The 17,253-nt window shown below is 36.6% G+C and carries 12 protein-coding genes and 1 riboswitch; of the genes, 10 read left to right on the forward strand and 2 right to left on the reverse strand.

All coding sequences use genetic code 11. The features are described from left to right. The 3 genes from C7Y47_RS06525 (at window position 1) to C7Y47_RS06535 (ending at window position 3,400) form a co-directional block, all read left to right on the forward strand. A complete protein-coding gene (locus tag C7Y47_RS06525; RefSeq protein ID WP_142508029.1) occupies window positions 1-903 on the forward strand; it encodes a CobW family GTP-binding protein in 903 nt (300 codons plus the stop codon). A 370-nt stretch (window positions 904-1,273) separates the two neighbouring features. Beyond that, complete coding sequence (locus C7Y47_RS06530; RefSeq protein ID WP_142508030.1) at window positions 1,274-1,963, forward strand: CAP domain-containing protein; 690 nt, start codon at window positions 1,274-1,276, stop codon at window positions 1,961-1,963. A gap of 864 nt (window positions 1,964-2,827) precedes the next feature. Next, the gene (locus C7Y47_RS06535) at window positions 2,828-3,400 is read left to right on the forward strand and encodes an NPCBM/NEW2 domain-containing protein (RefSeq protein WP_142508031.1); all 573 of its coding nucleotides are present in this window, start codon (window positions 2,828-2,830) and stop codon (window positions 3,398-3,400) included. A gap of 252 nt (window positions 3,401-3,652) precedes the next feature. Here C7Y47_RS06535 and C7Y47_RS06540 read toward each other — a convergent pair whose 3' ends face one another. Continuing rightward, on the reverse strand, window positions 3,653-4,288 hold the full coding sequence (locus tag C7Y47_RS06540; RefSeq protein ID WP_142508032.1) for a cyclase family protein: 636 nt from the start codon (window positions 4,286-4,288) through the stop codon (window positions 3,653-3,655). Window positions 4,289-4,813: 525 nt separating this feature from the next. On the opposite strand from C7Y47_RS06540, the gene C7Y47_RS06545 reads away from it, so the two are divergent. Then, the gene (locus C7Y47_RS06545; protein WP_142508033.1) at window positions 4,814-5,890 is read left to right on the forward strand and encodes an undecaprenyldiphospho-muramoylpentapeptide beta-N-acetylglucosaminyltransferase; all 1,077 of its coding nucleotides are present in this window, start codon (window positions 4,814-4,816) and stop codon (window positions 5,888-5,890) included. A gap of 136 nt (window positions 5,891-6,026) precedes the next feature. Here C7Y47_RS06545 and C7Y47_RS06550 read toward each other — a convergent pair whose 3' ends face one another. Further along, entirely contained in the window at window positions 6,027-6,575 is a 549-nt protein-coding gene (locus tag C7Y47_RS06550; RefSeq protein ID WP_142508034.1) for a GNAT family N-acetyltransferase, read from the reverse strand. 552 nt (window positions 6,576-7,127) lie between these two features. On the opposite strand from C7Y47_RS06550, the gene C7Y47_RS06555 reads away from it, so the two are divergent. The 6 genes from C7Y47_RS06555 (at window position 7,128) to C7Y47_RS06580 (ending at window position 17,235) form a co-directional block, all read left to right on the forward strand. Beyond that, the gene (locus C7Y47_RS06555) at window positions 7,128-9,155 is read left to right on the forward strand and encodes a diguanylate cyclase domain-containing protein (protein WP_142508035.1); all 2,028 of its coding nucleotides are present in this window, start codon (window positions 7,128-7,130) and stop codon (window positions 9,153-9,155) included. 161 nt (window positions 9,156-9,316) lie between these two features. After that, entirely contained in the window at window positions 9,317-9,991 is a 675-nt protein-coding gene (locus tag C7Y47_RS06560) for a response regulator transcription factor (protein ID WP_142508036.1), read from the forward strand. Then, complete coding sequence (locus C7Y47_RS06565) at window positions 9,988-11,373, forward strand: sensor histidine kinase (RefSeq protein WP_142508037.1); 1,386 nt, start codon at window positions 9,988-9,990, stop codon at window positions 11,371-11,373. Before C7Y47_RS06560 ends, C7Y47_RS06565 begins: the two co-directional genes overlap by 4 nt. A 230-nt stretch (window positions 11,374-11,603) precedes the next feature. After that, entirely contained in the window at window positions 11,604-14,432 is a 2,829-nt protein-coding gene (locus tag C7Y47_RS06570; protein WP_142508038.1) for a 2-oxoglutarate dehydrogenase E1 component, read from the forward strand. A 93-nt stretch (window positions 14,433-14,525) separates the two neighbouring features. Then, the gene (gene odhB / locus C7Y47_RS06575) at window positions 14,526-15,761 is read left to right on the forward strand and encodes a 2-oxoglutarate dehydrogenase complex dihydrolipoyllysine-residue succinyltransferase (RefSeq protein ID WP_142508039.1); all 1,236 of its coding nucleotides are present in this window, start codon (window positions 14,526-14,528) and stop codon (window positions 15,759-15,761) included. A gap of 305 nt (window positions 15,762-16,066) precedes the next feature. Further along, a riboswitch (Lysine riboswitch) is annotated at window positions 16,067-16,253 on the forward strand. A 115-nt stretch (window positions 16,254-16,368) separates the two neighbouring features. Next, window positions 16,369-17,235 (forward strand): transporter substrate-binding domain-containing protein, encoded by an 867-nt coding sequence (locus C7Y47_RS06580; RefSeq protein ID WP_142508040.1) that lies wholly within the window; start codon window positions 16,369-16,371, stop codon window positions 17,233-17,235. The last annotated feature ends 18 nt before the right edge of the window (window positions 17,236-17,253 follow it).

The following is a 17,253-nucleotide window of genomic DNA, read 5'->3' on the forward strand; positions in this document are numbered from 1 at the left end:
GTGAAGGACGTATACTTATTTAGTGGCTTTTTAGGTAGCGGAAAAACATCCATGCTAACAGATGTTATTCGACAACTAAAGGAAAAAAAATTAAAGCCTGCTGTCATTATGAATGAGCTTGGAAAGCTCCCATTTGACTCACAGGCTGTGGAAAAGGATATTCCGCTTAAGGAAATGCTAGAGGGTTGTATTTGCTGCTCTGGCGCTGAAAAAACAGAGGCACAAATTCAATCCCTTCTATTAGATAGTGACTTTGATGTCTTAATTATAGAAACAACAGGTGCTGCACATCCTGTAGAAGCTTTAGACGCTGTTTATTCACCGTTATTTGCGGAACAATTAAATGTCAAAGGAATTGTTACGGTTGCTGACTCGAAGCTGTGGCTAAATCGAGAAACATTAACCCCGCAAGTGCGCTCCTTATTTATGGAGCAAATCCGTCACGCACATTTATTGCTGGCCAATAAAACGGATTTATTAACAGAGGCCGAGCAGGCACAGGTTGTTTATGAGCTACAAGGCTTTAACCCTCATGCCTTTATTTTGCAAACTACAAATGGTCGTGTGCCGTTACGTTTATTAGAAGATTTAAAGGCAACAGCTCAGGTGGATAAACAAGACATTGTGAAAGCCCCAATAGCATCAATGCATCTCGGTTCAAGATTAGTTGAATTTAATGACGTTGACTTTACACAGGGGCAATTTGAAGATTGGGTGCGCACATTGCCTGAAACCGTGTATCGAATGAAAGGCTATGTGCCAATAGAAGGTGTAAAAAATCCTTTACTGTTTCAATATGCGTATGGCATGGTCCAATGGCTTCCGGAATACGTAAAAATGCCTGCGAAACTCGTTATTATTGGTGAAGATGTAAGTAGCTTAAATGTTATAGGTATTAATTAAATAGTAGGCTTCACTATATAGACATATAAAATCTGCTGATTACTACTAATAGTTGTCTTATTAAAGTAGTAATCATGGCAGATTTTTTTGTGGATTAGTAAAATAAAGGAAGTATGTTTCTATAGTTTAAGACTATAATTCGGATGTGTATCTACTTGAATATTGAAAATATTTGATAGTTTTTTAGAAGTGTCAACCCTATTTGAAACGTAAGTATTTCATAGGCTGGTGGAACTTGCTAAAAATTATTGTCAAAAACCCTCTGTTTGATGCGAATTTATGTCTCCGATGGTGTTGTTAGCAGATGCTGGTAAGAAATTTATTAAATTCGTACTTTACGATTGTTTGCAGAGAAGGAGGAATTGCAAAAATGAAAAAAACACTAACTGCAATTTGTGCAACATTTTTATTAGCAGCTCCAATTCAAATGGCTTCCGCTGCAGAAAATACTACAGAGGGGAACACAACTACAGACTGTAATAAAGTTGTTTATTCTTATAAATGGTCAAATCAGTGGTCAAATCATAAGTGGGTAGTTAAACAACCACAAACACAAGCACCAACAAAAGAAGTACAAGTACCAGAAAATAATCAAACAACAAATAACAATACACAAACAGCTCAAAAAGATAATGCAGCTACTGCACCAGCTCAATCTAAACCATCAACAACTACTTCAGATGTGAATGCTTTTGAACAAGAAGTAGTAAAATTAACGAATGCTGAACGTACAAAAGCTGGTTTAGCACCATTTAAAACGGATGCTCAACTGATGGCAGCTGCTCGTGAAAAATCACAAGATATGCAATCTAAAAACTATTTTTCACATACAAGCCCAACATTCGGTTCACCATTTGATCGTATGAAAGCTTTAGGTATTACGTATAAGAGTGCAGGTGAAAATATTGCACAAGGTCAACGTACACCTCAAGAAGTAGTACAAGCTTGGATGGATTCACCAGGTCACCGCGCGAATATTTTAAATGAGAAATTTACGCATATTGGTGTTGGCTATGTGAAGTCAGGTAACTACTGGACACAACAATTTATCCAAAAATAATAATAGCTTTATTGAATAATAGGGTCCACTAAGTCGTAAAAGACTTAGTGGACATCTTTTTTTATACAACATAATATAAGCGGAAATTTAGACTTTGTAGGTAGAGAGATTTTTTCACTTTTGTGTTGTAAAAAAATTTCCGTGGTGTAATTAAAGTGCATAATCAATAAAGTGGCTCTTCGGCAAATGAACTTATTGGCTATGCCTCTTATTTACAGTGATTAAAGTGTGGGATTAACCAGACGTTAATCTGGAGCAGAAATTAATATTCCACCTCATACATAGCGATTTACTTGACCATTTTTTATCAACGTTTTTAATAATGTATGGCTTAAAAATATATAACAAAGATATACTTATGAATTAGACATCCGCAACACATCATTATATTCATGCAACTCCGCAAAATGCTTGGCAATCAGTTGACCCTGTTTATGAGGTGCTTGTAATGCTGCCACCTGATCCAATTATCTTTAATACATAGGGGATAAATAATACAGGGGTTCCTCAAGAGGGGAATGCAGTATTACATCATCAATTTCAACGAACTCTTCTTTTTTTGAAAATAACTATCCGTGTAATCAAAAGTCAGGGCTCATTAAATGAGAGTACCTGAGTTTTTTTAAGTTCTTATTATTTTCTTTTTGCTAAAACGCGACCATTTATTCTGAGAAGATTAAAAACAAACGTTCTAGCGAGGAGCGAGAAAAATGTTAATAGACAGTGGATCAATGTAATAAAGTGATTATGTTTTTATTTTATATTCTAATTTTTAACAATATTTACAATTATAAAAAAAGATTGAAAATTTTGGTCCTTTGTGTAAAGATATGATTGTACTTCAAAATCGAAAGGGGATATGATATGAAAAACACAAAGCACGTTATTAATCCAAAAGGTTTTCGATTTAAGGTTTTAAGTTTAGCTGTGGTTTTAATGCTTACTATTTGTACATTTTTTGTAAGCGGAAATACAACTACTTTAGCGGCACCTGTCTCTGTGTATTTAAGTGATGAGTTAACGCCAGTTTCAGTTACAGGAGATATAGAGCAAATGACACCTGATTATTTTTCTTATAATAAAAACCAATCGTTTTATAAAACACAGTTATCTATTAAAGGTGTGAAATATGAAAAAGGTATTGGCTCGCATTCAAATAGTTCAATTAAGTATAATTTGAATGGACAGTATACTAAATTTACAGTTGATGTAGGAATAGATGATCAAGTAGCGCCAGGTCATGGTTCTGTGAATTTTGTGGTAATTGTCGATGGTAAAATTTTGTATATAAGTCCGGTAAAAAAATCAAACGAACCAGCTGAACATGTAGAAGTAGATATTGCTGGAAAAAATACACTTGAGTTAGTTGCGTTTAATGCAAATGATAATATTGACAATGATCATGCCGACTGGGCAGATGCGAAATTGTTTAAATAAAAAATACAATTTTTGGTTTCAAACTAGAAGAAAAAACAGCATTTCGTCAAATTGCTAAACAGGTTGTTATCCATGTAGACCGAGATATTATATGGGCGGAGCTAAGATTGCGCTGTAAAGAGTAGTATCTCGAAAAAACAAGTACAGGATCATTACGAATTGTCTCTTTTAAAGGATTTAATTTCGAAAAAGTCCCCGAAGCAATAAACTAATAACCAGGTGCTCGATTGAGCACCTGGTTATTGCATGTTCTTATAATATTGCAATTGCTCTGACAGGAGCACCATCAGCATTTTCGTATTTCATTGGTAGGGCATAAAACGTGAACAGTTCATTGCCGATTTCACCGAGCTTAGTTAAATTTTCAACGATGACAAAATTAGAATCAAATAGCACTTTCTTATGATTTGTTAAACTAGTCATTGAGTCGATGCTTATGACATCGAGTCCTACACCTTTTTTATTACTTTGAATTAGGTATTCAGCAACCTCTTCTGTCATGTGAGGGTAGTCACCAAAATACTTATCTGTTCCCCAGTATTGATCCCATCCTGTATAAAATAAAAGAAAATCAGCTTGATCAACTCCTTTCTTCACTTTATTTATTCTGTCTAAAGTTATTTTTTGACCTTCTGTAAGATCACTACAATCGATGACCAAACCTTTACCTACAAATTGTTCCACCGAGATTAAATCTAATGTAATACCGTCTTTAAAAATATGATTTGGCGCATCCATATGCGTGCCAGTATGTGAAGTCAAAGTTAAAGCTGTTTCTTTAAATCCGTCAGATTCATGATTACATATTATTTTTAATGATGGTTGATCAGTACCTGGGTAGACTGATATTTTTTCAGTTAATGTGTGAGTTAAATCAATAATCTTCATTATTATACCTCGCTGTAATTAAGATTTATTAATTGTACCATTTAAAAAAGCCACTTTGTTAGGTTTAAATAACCGCTAAGCGGATAACACAGATTCGTTATCTCCAGCTTAGCGGTTTTTATATACCTATATCCAAAGAGGTACAAGGAAGAAATATATCTGTCGCTGCGTTTTCGGCACTAAAGACGTTTACATAAAGAAATTAAAAGCTTCATCTATATCTTTTCGTCCGCATATAGTAAAATAAAAGACTGTATACAAAAAGTAGTATGGCTACAAGCGGATGTCATGGGATCGGAAAGTAGTTAAAAAGGATGTTAGCCTAAAAAACATCGCATCCATGCGATAACGGCTAACTGACCTGCAACTTGTTGTTGTTGCTGTTGCTGCGCTTCGCACAGACAAAACCCGTTGCTGTCGCTGCGTTAGCACGCTTTTGCGCAAACAACATCTGCAGGCCTAAGTACAAAGTCGATTCCGGACGCAATTAAGCTAATGCCTAATTGATGGAATAGGAGAATTAATGTGAAACAACAAACAATCATTTTAACCGGTGGAGGGACAGCTGGTCATGTATCGCTCAATCAAGCGATACTCCCGTCTTTACAAGAGCTAGGTTATGATGTCCACTATATTGGCTCAGACGAGGGCATTGAAAAAGAATTAATAGGCGAGGCGTTTCCAAGTGTTCCGTTTTACGGTATTTCAAGTGGGAAATTGCGTCGTTATTTCTCGATGAAAAATTTTACAGATCCTTTTAAAGTGCTTGCTGGAATTATGCAGGCTTTTCGTATTATCAAAAAAGTGAAACCCCAAGTAATTTTTTCAAAGGGTGGCTTTGTTTCTGTACCCGTTGTCATGGCTGCAAAACTTGCTGGTGTTCCTGTAGTCATTCATGAATCAGATGTTACACCTGGCTTGGCTAATAAAATTGCGCTACCATTTGCATCACACATTTTTACGATTTTTGAAGAAACCTTGCAGCACTTACCGAAAGAAAAGGCAACTTGCACAGGCTCCATTATTCGCCAAGAGTTATTTATGGGAGATCGAGCAAAAGGGTTATCATTATGTGGCTTTACAACATTAAAACCTGTTCTTCTTGTGATGGGTGGGAGTCTAGGCTCAGTTGTCTTGAACGACGCGCTCCGTCAAAATATACCGGAGCTTGTAAAACAGTTTCAGATCATTCATTTATGTGGTAAAGGAAATTACGACAAATCATTAGAATCTACGCCTGGTTACAAGCAGTTTGAATATGTGACAACAGAATTACCAGATCTATTACATGCGGCAAACTTTATCGTCTCACGTGCTGGCTCCAATTCGATTTTTGAATTTTTAGCACTTCATAAACCGATGTTATTAGTACCATTATCTGCACAAAAAAGTCGTGGTGACCAAATATTAAATGCCAACTTATTTAAAAGACAGGGTTACGCGGAAGTATTGCAAGAGGAAGAGTTAACAAAGGAATCCTTTAAAAAATCGGTTCATCTGTTAACAGAGCGTAAAGCAGAAATGGTTGCATTAATGGAGAAAACTCAAAGACCGAAGACGCCAGAAGAAATGGCGAAATTGATTTTACAATATAAAAAGTAAATTTGGTAGTCAGTGCCTATTGCAAAATTTGTACTTAAGCACAATACAGCAATTAATATTAGCAAAAATAGAAAAAAGCTATGTGCATGTCATCAAGACTGAACACATAGCTTTTTTTATGAAAATCCATAGTAGATTACATCGCTTGTTCTTCGCCCTCTGCCAATTGATTGGCTGTTGTAAGATAGAACAAGTCTTTTGGAATTTTATATAAATTAAATTGCGCCTCACCGCTATTAACCTGTGTTAATAATGTTGGGTGACTTTCATTCGCACTCATAATATAGGGTAGCTTTAAGGCTGCACGCTGTGATTTTATATTTTCAACACGAATACGGAGAAATACCGTATGGAAGTTATAGTCAAAAAAAAGTTCATTCAAAAAAAGCATTTTCGCCTTTTGGTTATAACCTTGCCCTTGATAAGGGAGTCCAATCCACGTTCCTAAAAAGCCTGCACCATCCTCGACATCATGAATGCTAATGGTGCCGATTGGTTGACCCCAATCATCAGTAATTGTCCTTGAAATAGCGAGTCCCTTCGCTTCTTCTTCAATCAGTTGTTTTGTCATAAACCAATATTCATCAGCTGATGTGGCTTTTTGACGGACAAAAGGGAGAACAGAAGGGTGTGATAACAGCTCATAGAGCTCAGTACATTCATGTAGGTCTCGATGTTTAAGCATACGAAACGCCTCCTTTACTAGGGTAGTTAAAACAATTCCTTTAAAACATAAAGAAGAAAACTAAAATTCGTACTGGAATTAAAACCCAAAGAACTAGACGTTAAAACTATGATATCCATAATCTCCCGCTGTCTTACTGATTTTTCGACCATACCGAAAAAAGGCTAGTTTTTTTAATATAATATAACAATCATACTGCTTTATGCAATCATTTTCCTTGCTAAAACAAAAAATAAGTTTATTAGTCGGTAAATTCTGAAAAATAAATAATTGCATAAATAGTTAAAAATTGTTTTATATAATTTCGGGGATCATTAAGTCTAAAATATCATTTTTAAGAGTGGAAATACTTGAAAAGTGTTTCTTTAGAATTACGTTATTTCATCGAAAGAGGTAAAATATCAAAAAATAACCTTAAAAGGATAAATTTATTTCGATTCGAGAAAGGTGATTCTTTTAAATTATGTTATAATAGTAGTATTGATTTTTTTGTATATACAAAAGCTATTTAAAAATTTTATATTAATATTAACGACTTATAGGGGTGACAGCATGGAATATCTTTTAAGCGAAGATTTATTTAATGAATTGTTTATTGGCAAAGATTTTGTCTTTTTAATGAAAAAAGTGGGAGACGATTATCAATATATTCGCTTAAATAAAGCAGCTCGAGCTTTGTTATCACATGAGGCGATTGGGAAAATGCTTTCAACCCTTACCTCAAGTCGGAAAAATTTTTCTATAATTCAAGAAAATTACAATCAAGCGATTGCTAAGCATAGTCAAGTTGATTATGTGGATTATGCCTTTTATAAATCAGAAGTTCGTAAATATGAGACATCTGTTCGACCGATTAAACATAATAATGAAGACTACGTTTTAGCCATAACAAAAGAAATTCTCTATGATCGTAGTATCGAAGATAAGTTTTTATTTCTTCGTTCAATGTTTGACCATGCTTCTTTTTCTACGGTCATCTTATCAACTGAAGGGTCTATCTATGAGGTGAACTCCAGCTTCACGGAAGACTTTGAATTAGATACAGAAACGGTTAAACAGCAATTATTCGTCGATCTACCAATTGTTCCTAAAGATGAAGTAGGGAAAATCCAGAGCTATTTACAAAGAGCAGCTATGGGCGAAAATATTGGCGAAAAATTCATCAAGCTTCATACACTGGATAAAAAAGAGCGCATGTATTTAGTTTCACTATCTCCGGTTATGCAATGGGATAATTCATTTGCTATTTTTCTTCTCATGCAGGATTGCACACAATTCACTGAACAAAAAGCACAGTTACGCTCAAAATCTCATGGTTTAGAGGTTTTTAAAGCTGCTCTAAATTCAGCAGCTTCCATTGCTGTTTTGGATAGTAATGCTAATATACTAGAAATTAATGATTTGTTTTTAAATGCGACTGGCTTCACGGCAGAAGAGCTAATAGGTCAGCCTTATAAATTAATAGAGCCTCGTTACAATGCAGAAGACTTATTACAATTAATTAAAACAACGCTAAAAGCGGGGGATATTTGGCGAGGCGAGCTATGCTACCGTACAAAATTCCATGCTGACTTTTGGGTAGAAGCATCTATAGTTCCATTAAAGAATGAATTCGGGGAGACAGAACAATATTTATCCATTAACTATGATATTACGGACAAGAAAAGAATGTTAACGGAATTGAAAAATATTGAACGCACATTCCGTCTTATTACAGAAAATACAAATGATTTGATCGTCATTACAAACGAAGATGGCATCATTATTTATGCCTCGCCTTCCTATGAGATTTTCTTAGGCTACGAAAATGTAGAATTACAAGGTCAGTTTTATAGTAACATTGTTGATGAACAAAGTAAGAAGTCTTGGCAAACATTTTTAAATAATTATTCAGGCCAAACGGAAACGCAGTTTGAGCTACTGTTGAGGGCGAAGGACGGCACGCCTGTTTGGACTGAAGGAAACGTAACAGTTGTTCATGATCCTGAACGCGAAAAAGTTTCACAAATTATGATGGTATCCCGTGAAATAACGCATCGTAAGGAACGAGAAAATGATTTATTATATTTAGCTTATCACGATACGTTAACACAACTACCAAATCGTCGTTTTTTACAAAAGGAGTCTCCGAAACTATTGGTAGAAGCGCAAGAACGGAATGAGTGCTTAGCTATGCTTTATATCGATGGGGATGACTTTAAGCGAGTTAATGATCGGTACGGCCATGACACGGGGGATGACTTTATCCGAATGTTTGGTCAAGTTTTAATTACGGCTGTACGTAACCATGATTTAGTTATACGAATGGGTGGCGATGAATTTGTTGTCGTCCTAACAGGTTTAACTCGGAATGATGAGACGAGACATACACAAATAATGGATATTATTAATCGCATTCGTAATGAACTAAAAAAGGGTTGGACAATTGAAAGTCATTACTTTGCTCCAACTGCTTCCATTGGTATCGCTTATTATCCGGATCACGGTCACACACTAAATGAATTGCTAGAATTAGCAGATCAAGCTTTATATAAAGCAAAGGAAATTGGAAAAAATAATCTCTATATTGCTGACGCCTAAGCAATTATGTCTCGTCCGCTTCGTTTTTGCTACTGAAAGAAGTTAAAAAAGTCTGTACAAACAAGTAGTTACTTGTGGTACAGACTTTTTGTTTGATGTTATGCTATAACAGTATTAAAGAGGAAACCCCTCATAGTTATTTTAGAATAGAAGGTGAAGAAATGCCTAAAAAGTTACTCTTAGTGGAAGATGAGAAGCATATTGCTCGTTTCGTGGAGCTAGAATTAAAGCATGAAGGTTACGATGTATTCGTCGCATTTGATGGACGAGAAGGACTAGAGCTAGCTTCATCTGATAATTTTGATGTACTGTTATTAGATGTCATGCTTCCGGGGATAAATGGAATTGAAATTTGTCGTCGAATACGCACGCAGTCAAAGGTTCCTATTATATTGTTAACGGCCCGAGATGCTGTAATGGATCGTGTAGCTGGCTTAGATGCTGGCGCAGATGACTACATAGTAAAACCATTCGCTATTGAAGAACTATTAGCTAGAATTCGTACAATAATACGTCGGGTGACACCTGATGAAAAAATTGGGGGTTCATTACATTTTCGTGATATCGAAATGGATGTAGCGGCCTATGAAGTATTTGTTCAAGAGAAAAAGCTTGATTTAACGAAAACAGAATATGATTTATTAAAATTATTGCTAGAGCATAAAAATAAAGTTTGTACACGAGAGCTAATTTTAACCTCTGTTTGGGGGTATGATACGAATATAGAGACTAATGTCGTAGATGTATATATTCGGCATTTGCGAAATAAACTACCGGGTGATATGAATGCCTATATCGAAACCGTTCGTGGGGTTGGGTATGTGATGCGTGAATGAAAAAATGGAAAGGTTATTTAGTCAATCAGTCATTACAAAGAAAATGGATGCTAACATCTAGTGCTGTTATTTTTTTTAGCTATACAATTATTTGTATTGTCGTATATATTTCACTTCATACATGGTTATCAAATGACGAAGCAAGTAAAATCAAAAGAACAAGCGATGATTTAGTATATTTTTTAGAGTCACAGGGACCGAATCTTACTATTCAAGAAATTAAGCAAAATAAAGGTCTTATAGATTCTATTGCTGATCGTGATCAAACGATTAGAATGTTTAATTCAGATGGCGTTCAGATTCTTCGTATTAATAATACCTCTCAGGCTGCACCTCTAACCTCAATGGGGGAAATTGTTGATATGACGATTGATAAAAAAGATGTCTTAGTCATTAATGAACCAATTCAACTTGGTTTCTTTCAAGGATATATTCAGGTGATTCATCCATTATCAAAGTTCCAGTCTTTGATGCATTATTTATTGACGACAATGCTAATAGCAGGCATAGGAGCATTATTGTTATCAGCATCTATTGGCTATTATCTTGCCAATTATTTAATGAAACCATTACGAGAGTTACGTTCATCCATGAAAACCGTTATGGATAAAGGATTTAATGAACCAATTCAATTAACTTACACGTCTCATGATGAGATAGGTGATTTATTGAAAATGTACAATGCGATGATGAATGAATTGCAAATATCATTTACAAAGCAGCAACAATTTGTTGCAGATGCTTCGCATGAGTTACGGACGCCTATCCAAGCAATTGAAGGACATCTGTCCCTTTTGAAAAGATGGGGGAAAGATGATCCAGAAATTTTAGAGGAATCTATTGAAACTTCATTAACTGAAATTGCCCGGATGCGTAAAATGATCGAAGAATTACTAGAACTTGCACGACGTGAAGAAAAGGACATCCAAAGTGAGGCTGATGCAGTAGCTGTTATAGAAGCGGTTATAGAGGACACAAGACTCCTTCATCCGGATGCTCGAATATTGCTGTCGAAAGATGAAGAAATAGGACGATTATTTATAACAGAAAATGCACTTAGCCAAATCGTTCGTAATATAATAGAAAATGCAATTCGTTATTGTGAAAAAATTCCTGAGATTCAAATTTCACTATCTGTCATAGAACAGGAAGTGTCAGTAAAGATAGAAGATAATGGCATTGGTATAGCGGAAGAAAACATTCCATACATTTTCGATCGCTTTTATCGAGTTGATGAGGCAAGAAATCGTCAAATAGGCGGTACAGGCTTAGGGCTTAGTATTACAAAAATGTTACTTGAAAAATACAATTGTTCTGTGGAAGTCAAGAGTATTAAAAATGTTGGAACCGTTTTCTTGCTGAAATTCCCGCTAAAATATTGAGAAAAATACATGCTTTATTTAATTATTTCATCCTTTGGGAGAAAAATTGCTTAATTTGCTAAAAAGAGTTGTATTTTTTGTGAAGAGTAGTAAGATTGAGATGGAAAAAACGTTCTTTAAATAATGGATAAGATGTCAAACATCCTTTAAAAGAACGGAAAAATATTATATAATTAATTGTAATTTAATTAATGGAACTGCCGAAAGGCAAAATTTGGAGGTCATTTTTCATGTCGAACAACGTTACAACTGTAAGTTCTCCATGGTCAGCTTTCTCTGGTCCTAACCTAGGATATGTGATGGAGCAATACGACTTATTCTTACAGTCTCCTGAAGAAGTAGAACCGGAGTTAGTATTATTATTCCAACAATTTGGTGCACCAGTAGTAGTAGTAGAAGGTGAAGTGGCTGTAGCTAGTAATACAGCAGCAGCTCCTGCTGGCGATTACAAGAAAGTGTTAGCAGCTGTGAAATTAGCAGATGCGATCCGTACAAACGGTCATTTAGCGGCAGATATTTACCCTTTGAAAAACCGCGAACTACAAACAGCTCAAATTGAAGAAAGCGCGTTCAACCTTAGCGCTGCAGATTTAGCTGAAATTCCTGCAGCTATCTTCTTCAAAGATGTGCCAGCAAACGTGAAAAATGGTAAAGATGCAATCGATTACTTAAAATCTGTTTATACAGATAAAGTAGCATTTGAATATAATCACGTAGTAGCAACAGAAGAACGTGATTGGATTCAAGCACAAATTGAAACAGGTTCATTCAAACAAGCATTATCTTCTAATGAGAAAAAAGCTTTATTAGATCGTTTAACTCGTGTTGAAAATTTCGAGAAGTTTATTCATAAAACGTTTGTAGGTCAAAAGCGTTTCTCTGGTGAAGGTTTAGATACTCAAATTATTCTATTTGATGAAATTTTAAAAACAGCTGAAGCAAATAACGTAGAAAAAGTACGTATTGGTATGGCTCACCGTGGTCGTTTAAATGTATTAACACACATTTTAAATAAACCATACGATATGATGTTCTCTGACTTTGCACACGTATCAAATGAGTTATTTATGCCAGAAAATGGTCGCCTTGAAATTACTAAAGGTTGGACTGGCGATGTTAAGTATCATATGGGTGCTTCATATAACCGTGAATCTGGTATGAATGTTAAGCTTGCTTACAACCCATCTCACTTAGAAGTAGGAAATCCGGTTGTTTTAGGTACTGCTCGTGCAGCACAAGATGACACTTCTAAACCAGGGCAAGCTGTTCATAACCGCACAAAAGGATTAGGTATTCTTGTGCACGGTGACGCTGCGTTCCCAGGTCAAGGTATCGTAACAGAAGTATTAAACTTCGCAAAAACTGAAGGGTTCACTACTGGTGGTACAGTCCACATCATTGCTAACAACATGATTGGATTTACAACTGAACTACAAGATTCTCGCTCATCTGTTTACTCTTCTGACCCTGCAAAAGGTTACGAAGTACCAGTTGTGCATGTGAATGCAGATAGCCCTGAGTCTGTAGCACTAGTAGGTCGTTTCGCAGCTAGCTACCGTCAAAAATTCGGTAAAGATATCATCGTTGACCTAATCGGTTACCGTCGTCATGGTCACAATGAAACTGATGATCCAACTGTAACAAACCCTGAAACATATAAATTAGTTTCTAAACATGAGCCAGTTCGTGCTTTATACGGTGCTCAGTTAGCAGCTGAGGGTGTAGTTTCTGCTGATGAAGTTGCAGCATTAGATCAAGCTATCTATGCAGAAATGCAAGCAGCTTATGATCATGTGAAAGAAATGGCAGATAAAGATGAACACAAGCATATAGAAATGCCTGAAGAATTAAAAGTAGAATTCCCACAAATTGATACAGCAGTTGGTGCGGAACGTCTAGAAAAAATTAACGAAGAGCTTTTAGTGTTTGATGATAACTTTGAACCACAGAAAAAACTTGGTAAAATTTTAGAAAAACGCCGTGATGCATTTGCTTCTGCAAAAATTGACTGGGGTCATGCAGAAACGCTAGCTTATGCAACAATTATTCAAGATGGCACACCAGTACGTTTTACAGGTCAAGATGCACAACGTGGTACGTTCTCTCAACGTCACTTAGTGTTACATGACAAAAACAATGGTAAGTTATTCACGCCACTTCACCATATTTCAGGTGCAAATGCATCATTTACAGTACACAACTCTCCACTGACAGAAGCAGGGGTAGTGGGCTTTGAATATGGTTACAATATAGAAAATGACCATGTACTATCAGTTTGGGAAGCACAATTTGGTGACTTCGCTAACATGGCACAAGTTATGTTCGATAACTTTATTTCAGGTGCACGTGCTAAATGGGGTCAAAAATCTGGTTTAGTCATTCTTTTACCACATGGTTATGAAGGTCAAGGTCCAGAACACTCTTCAAGCCGTATGGAACGTTACTTACAAATGTCAGCTGAAAATAACTGGTTCGTAGCAAACTGCTCAAACGCAGGTAACTACTACCACTTATTACGTCGTCAAGCAGCATTATTAGGTACAGAAGGCGTTCGTCCACTTGTGGTTGTATCACCTAAGTACTTACTTCGTCACCCATTAGCTGCAGCGAATGCTGATCAATTAGCAAATGGTTCATTCCAAGAAGTAATTGAGCAACCAGGCCTTGGTTCAAAACCAGAAGCTGTAGAGCGCATTGTTTTAGGTTCAGGTAAAGTCATGATTGACATCGCAGACCGTATTAAAGACGGTGAAGGCTTCGATCACCTACACATTACTCGTGTAGAACAACTTTACCCATTCCCAAAAGAGCAAGTTGCTGGTATTATTGCTAAGTATCCTAATGTAAAAGAAATCGTTTGGGTACAAGAAGAACCTAAAAACCAAGGTTCTTGGAATTATGCATTAGAAACATTACACGACCTTTCAGAAGGTAAAAAGCTACGTTATGTAGGCCGTCCTGCAATGAGCTCGACTTCTGAAGGTGATGCAGATTCTCATAAAGCAGCTCAAGCCGCACTTGTAGAAGAAGCAGTTGCTGAGCCTGTAAAGGTTAAATAATAATAACATATTAATTTTTGAGAGCCGGGCTACTTGCTAAGGCAGTAGCCCTTTTATGTGCACAATGCACGTTAATTAAAGGAGGAAATGAAAGTGGCTGAAATTAAAGTCCCTGAATTAGCAGAATCGATTACAGAAGGTAGTATCGCACAATGGGTAAAAAAAGTGGGCGATCGCGTTGAAAAAGGTGAATTCATCGTTGAACTTGAAACAGACAAAGTAAACGCTGAAATCATTTCTGAAGAAGCGGGAGTTTTAACTCAAATTTTAGCTGAAGAAGGCGATACGGTACTTGTTGGTCAAGTCATCGCAGTAGTAGAAGCTGGCGAAGGTGCAGCACCTGCTCCAGCAGCACCAGTTGCAGCAGCTCCAGCTCCAGCAGCGCCACAAGCGGCACCTGCTCCTGTTGCAGCAGCTCCAGTTGTAGAAGAAACTACTGGTGAGCGTGTAATCGCATCTCCTGCAGCTCGTAAACTAGCTCGCGAAAAAGGTATTGACCTTGCTGCTGTATCTCCAGTAGATCCACAAGGCCGTGTACGTGTACAAGACGTAGCAGCTCATGGTACAGCTCCAGTAGCAGCACCACAAGCAGCTCCAGCAGCACCTAAAGCAGTTGCAGCTGTAGATGAGTCACGTGTAACAATTGAAAAAATGAGCCGTCGTCGCCAAACAATTGCAAAACGCTTACTTGAAGTAAAACAATCTACAGCAATGTTAACTACATTCAACGAAGTAGATATGACAAACGTTATGGCTTTACGTTCTCGTAAAAAAGACCAATTCTTCGAGTCAACTGGCTCTAAACTTGGTTTCATGTCATTCTTCACAAAAGCTGTAGTTGCAGCACTTAAAAAATACCCATATGTTAACGCACAAATCTTTGGTGATGAAATTCACTTAAACAACTTCTTTGATATCGGTGTAGCTGTATCAACAGAAGAAGGTTTAGTAGTACCAGTTGTACGTGACGCTGACCGCAAAAACTTTGCTGAAATTGAAGATTCAATTGCAGACCTAGCGAAAAAAGCACGCGACAAGAAATTAGGTTTAGCAGATCTTCAAGGTGGCTCATTCACAATTACAAATGGTGGCGTATTCGGTTCATTAATGTCTACACCTATCATGAATGGTACACAAGCTGGTATCCTTGGTATGCATACTATCAAGAAACGTCCAGTTGAAGTGAATGGTGAAGTAGAAATTCGCCCAATGATGTACTTAGCACTTTCTTATGACCACCGTATTATCGATGGTAAAGATTCTGTAGGCTTCCTTAAAACTGTTAAAGAACTACTTGAAAACCCAGAAGATTTATTATTAAATTCTTAATTCCTGAGTTTATAAAGCCCTGCGAACAATGTTTGCAGGGTTTTTTTGCGATGGATAGAAGAGCTCTGAATCGACGGATAGAAGAACCCAGGTGACGGAAAGCATTGAAAGCGAGGAAACTCTTTCGGCAAAGCGGCAGTTTTAATGATTTTTCACCCTTTTCAAAGGAATAAAAGGCATTTAAAGGAATGAAAAATCCTAATATTGTAATTAGTCAGAAAAGTAATAAAATTATCTTGACGAACTTATTAACTTTATAGTAGTATCTTAATATCAATTAAATATACAAACCTCACTTTTAATTATTGTGAGGTAGAGGCGCGGTATTTATTAGTTCATTGTTGAGTTCAAGCAAGCGAAGACGCAATGGAGAAGGAACTATCGCCGAAGTATAAAAGGAGCTCGTACTTTTATGCTGGGTCTGCAGTGAATAAGTGCAGGACTGTCCTAGTAAATTATTTTCCAGGTTTACTAGGTTGTGCTATCTCGGAATGATGGAATTATAGTGAGGATTTGGGCAACTGTTAAAAAAGTAAGACCTAAGTTCAGTACTTAGGTCTTTTTTAGTACAGTTGTCTTATTTTTTTACAGAAAAGGGGAATGTTACATGAAAAGACAATTGTTAGTATTAATGTTGACTGTTATGACTGTAATTTTGCTAGCAGCTTGTGGTGCTGGTGACAAAAAGGCTACGACGTCATCTAGTAATGACGGCAACAAGACGAATACGGAAGAAGGCGGTGGCCAATTCCGTGTTGGGATGGAAGCTGGTTATGCTCCGTTTAACTGGACACAGCAGGATGATGCAAATGGTGCAGTAAAAATTGCGGATAATGCAGAATATGCGGGTGGTTATGATGTGCAAATGGCGAAAAAAATCGCTGAGGGCTTAGGAAAAGAATTAGTTATCGTTAAATTGGAATGGGATGGCTTAGTACCAGCGTTACAATCCAATAAAATTGATGCAATCATTGCTGGGATGTCACCTACTAAAGAGCGTAAGCAAACAGTTGATTTCACTGAAAACTACTATACATCTGATTTTGTTATGGTCATAAAAAAAGGCAGTAAATATGAAAAAGCAACTTCTATCCAAGATTTTTCTGGTGCTAAAATCACATCACAATTAAATACATCGAACTACAATGTCATCGATCAAATCAAAGATGTAAAAAAACAAACTGCAATGGATAATTTCCCGGCGATGCGTGTTGCATTAGAAGCTGGAAAAATTGACGGCTATGTAGCAGAAAGCCCAGAAGGTATTTCTGCTGCTGCTGCAAATGATAAGTTCACGTATGTGAAGTTTGAAAAGGGCTTCGATACAGATATTTCAAATACATCCATTGCAGTTGGTTTACGTAAAGGCGATGCAGATCTCGAAAAAATAAATGAAATTTTAAAAGGTATTTCTGAAGCTGATCGCCAAAAAATTATGGAAGAAGCCATTCACCAACAACCAGCAGCCCAATAACATGATGGCACGGGCTAT

The organism is Lysinibacillus sphaericus (genome assembly GCF_006864135.1).
Taxonomy (GTDB): domain Bacteria; phylum Bacillota; class Bacilli; order Bacillales_A; family Planococcaceae; genus Lysinibacillus.

Coding starts and splice junctions, on each gene's coding strand:
- C7Y47_RS06530 (WP_142508030.1), top strand. CDS start 1,274: ATGAAAAAAACACTAACTGCAATTTGTGCAACATTTTTATTAGCAGCT.
- C7Y47_RS06535 (WP_142508031.1), top strand. CDS start 2,828: ATGAAAAACACAAAGCACGTTATTAATCCAAAAGGTTTTCGATTTAAG.
- C7Y47_RS06540 (WP_142508032.1), bottom strand. CDS start 4,288: ATGAAGATTATTGATTTAACTCACACATTAACTGAAAAAATATCAGTC.
- C7Y47_RS06550 (WP_142508034.1), bottom strand. CDS start 6,575: ATGCTTAAACATCGAGACCTACATGAATGTACTGAGCTCTATGAGCTG.
- C7Y47_RS06555 (WP_142508035.1), top strand. CDS start 7,128: ATGGAATATCTTTTAAGCGAAGATTTATTTAATGAATTGTTTATTGGC.
- C7Y47_RS06560 (WP_142508036.1), top strand. CDS start 9,317: ATGCCTAAAAAGTTACTCTTAGTGGAAGATGAGAAGCATATTGCTCGT.
- C7Y47_RS06565 (WP_142508037.1), top strand. CDS start 9,988: ATGAAAAAATGGAAAGGTTATTTAGTCAATCAGTCATTACAAAGAAAA.
- C7Y47_RS06570 (WP_142508038.1), top strand. CDS start 11,604: ATGTCGAACAACGTTACAACTGTAAGTTCTCCATGGTCAGCTTTCTCT.
- C7Y47_RS06580 (WP_142508040.1), top strand. CDS start 16,369: ATGAAAAGACAATTGTTAGTATTAATGTTGACTGTTATGACTGTAATT.